Origin of the sequence: Thermogutta sp., from assembly GCF_014359955.1 — a bacterium.
GTDB lineage: Bacteria > Planctomycetota > Planctomycetia > Pirellulales > Thermoguttaceae > Thermogutta.
Genome location: NZ_JACIYL010000574.1, coordinates 1 through 2927 on the forward strand (window position 1 = coordinate 1; position 2927 = coordinate 2927).

At 58.4% G+C, this 2927-nt stretch carries 1 protein-coding gene; it reads left to right on the forward strand.

Annotated features, from left to right (window positions below; genetic code table 11):
- Nucleotides 1-73: 73 nt before the first annotated feature.
- A complete protein-coding gene (locus H5U08_RS14545; protein ID WP_297034576.1) occupies nt 74-2593 on the forward strand; it encodes a hypothetical protein in 2520 nt (839 codons plus the stop codon).
- Nucleotides 2594-2927: the final 334 nt, after the last annotated feature.

Genomic DNA, 2927 nt, shown 5'->3' on the forward strand with positions numbered 1-2927 from the left:
ATCTCCAAGCTGGAAAACAAATCAACTGTAGAGAATAGATACTCGTCCCGACCCTGAACGTGGGGATTCGATCATGGCGAAGAAAAAATCCGGTTCGTTCGATCAACTGCTGGCAGCGGTTTGGGAAAAAATTGTTCTGGGCGTGGCGGTGCTCATCACCCTCGGGCTGATCGTCATGTCCTTCATGAGTACGCCCAAAGTGGACGTCACTCCGGAACAGCTCACCCAACTGGCAAGTCGAGCAGAACAGAATTACAAGAGCACACCCCCCCAGCCAACGCGCGACGTGCCAGGCTTCGCGGAGGTTGCCAAGCGAATCCGGGAGTCGGTGTCCTCCACAGGTTATCAGATCGTTGTGCCCTTTGATCCTCCCCTCTTCGAACAGAGGCGCAAACGAGGTCAACCAACGGTGTATCCCGTTACGGATCTCCGGGCTGCCGCTGGACACGGCGCGGTTGCAGGACTTGCCGGTGGATCCGCCGGAACTCCTACAGGCTATCCGGGCACGGGATATCCGGGCTCAACTGGGTATCCGGGCACCTCTGGACCACCCGGTATGATGACCACCATGCCCGAAACCTACGGTGAGGAAGGCCCCGGTTACTCGGGCTACTCTGGCTATGCCGGTTATGGTGGAGGTCCAACGGGCCCGAGCCACGGCCGACGCTGGGTTGTGGTCACCGGAATCATCGAATGGGAAAAACAGGTCCGCGCTTTCCGGGACGCATTTCAAGACGCAATCCGGGTCAATAGGGGGACCACTGGTACTGCTACCACCACCGGTTATCCAGGTTCTGCAGGCTACCCAGGCTATCCGGGCTATTCGGAATATGGGAGCTCGGGTGAGGAGATAGGTTATCCAGGTTCAACCGGCTACCCCACGGCTGGATCTGGGATGCCTGGGGCGTTGGACATTGAACTGCCGCAGTACGTTTACTTCTCAATTGAACGGGCCGAGGTGACGGACGATTCCGCCCCTCCCGATACTCTGAAATGGGAGCCCCTCAATGCGCGTGCACGGTGGTTCGAGGAACAGCGCGTTCCCCACGACCAGTTTATGTATGTCTCCCCTGAATACGTCATGCCACCTGGGCAGGTGCCGTTCACTTGGCCACTGGTCCAGCTGACAGCAGGTGACACCTGGGGCAAGGAGGTCGCCCATGAGCCGGATATTCCATTCTTGGCTCCGCGGCGGACGTTGGGGTACGGTTATGGTCCCTACGCGTCGATGGGAGGCTACCCGGGAGAGGTAGGTTCTGTGGGGATGATGGGTCCGGGAAGCCCTGCAGGGCCGGCTGGTCCCGCGGGGCCCATTCCAGCGTCGCTCGCACCGGGCCAGACTCAACAGCCGGGAGGGACAGCGGGTGCCCAGCCTGCGCAACCACCGGCTCCGGAAATTCCTGATGCCCCGCTCGATCCCACAAGAATGGCCACAGGTGTTCCCGGCGCGTCACCCTATGGCACTTATCCGGGCGGAGCTTACCCTGGCAGTCCCTATCCTGGAGGTACGTATCCCGGGTATCCCACCACGAGTGGTCCACCGGGCTACGGATCGGAATATGAATCTTATCCGGGATATCCGACCGCGGGTTCACCCTATCCGGGTTACGCTCAGCAGCGCAAGGAGGCCCCCGTCAAACTATTCCGGTTTGTCGATTACAAGGTAGAACCAAATAAGAAGTACCGTTATCGGGTGAAGTTGTGGCTCGCGAACCCCAACTACAAACTACCGCCACAGGTACTGGAAGACGAATCTCTCGCCAAAGACGCGTGGCTGCTTACCGAGTGGAGTGAACCTTCGAATGTGGTGCGTGTGCCGCCGGATACCGGTGTTCTGGCCGGTCCGGCCAAAGCCGGCCGGGCACCTTTCATCGAGCCTCGGATTACGGTGGGGGTGACGGTTTTTCAACCCACCCGAGGTCTCACCAAGTTCTTTGAGTTTCCGGATTTGGTCCGAGGCACGATCGTCGACTTCAGTGCCGACGATGTGAAGAAAATGAATCCGCCCAAGAAAGAAAAGAAAACCTCCACCCAATACAGTGAATACGGCAGCAGTTCCGGCCCACCGGGATTGGAAGGGCTGCCCGGTATGGTGGGTTCGACGACAAGTGGGCCGCCCGCGTATGCGACAAGCGGTCCGCCAGGCTATCCCGGTTATCCTGGAACAAGCCCGACCACACAGCAGGAAGAAACTCCGATCGATTACTTTACACGGCTTATGATCGTGGATCTGGCCGGAGGGGACACGCTTCCCAATAAAGATCTGGCCCCTTCCAAACTGGTCGTGATGGATCCCGAGGGCAACCTCATGCTGCGGGACGAGCTGGAGGACGAAGAGCAGTACAAGCGATTCACTCAAGCAGCTCAACCCAGCCCGTATGGTCCATACGCCACGGGCCCCGGGGAAGAATCGATGTACCCAGAGGAGTACTCCGAATACTATGAGCAGGAGTATGGGCCTGCGAGAGGTCGAACGTCGAGGACCGGCACCACCCGCGGAACGAGGGGAACCACCTCCCGTGGTCCAGCAGGGAGTCGTGGTGGACCGCGGGGCAGCCCGTCGGGGCCACCAGGATACACCCCTGGCCCGTGAGCCGGTAGGCTCATCTCACCGGATTGGTGTTGTTTTAGTTCCAAAGTTCCAGCCCCGAAAGAGTTTTCGGGGCTTTTTTTTGAATGTCTTCGTTCAGACCCGATACCGCTTGTCACCATGTATCGGAAAAAACACGACCACGGGGCTTGCATGGAGGCAGCTTACTGTGGCACACTACACTCAAATATTAGCAAAATAGTAGGGTTATAGGTCGTTAGCAAAGGCCGTGCCTTGTGTAACCAAACGACCGATTCAGTTATCGGTTATGGTAGAGCGGTCGCCCTACCGGTCAGGTGTGATCGCAAAGCGATTCCAGAGTGTCTACGCTCTGGTT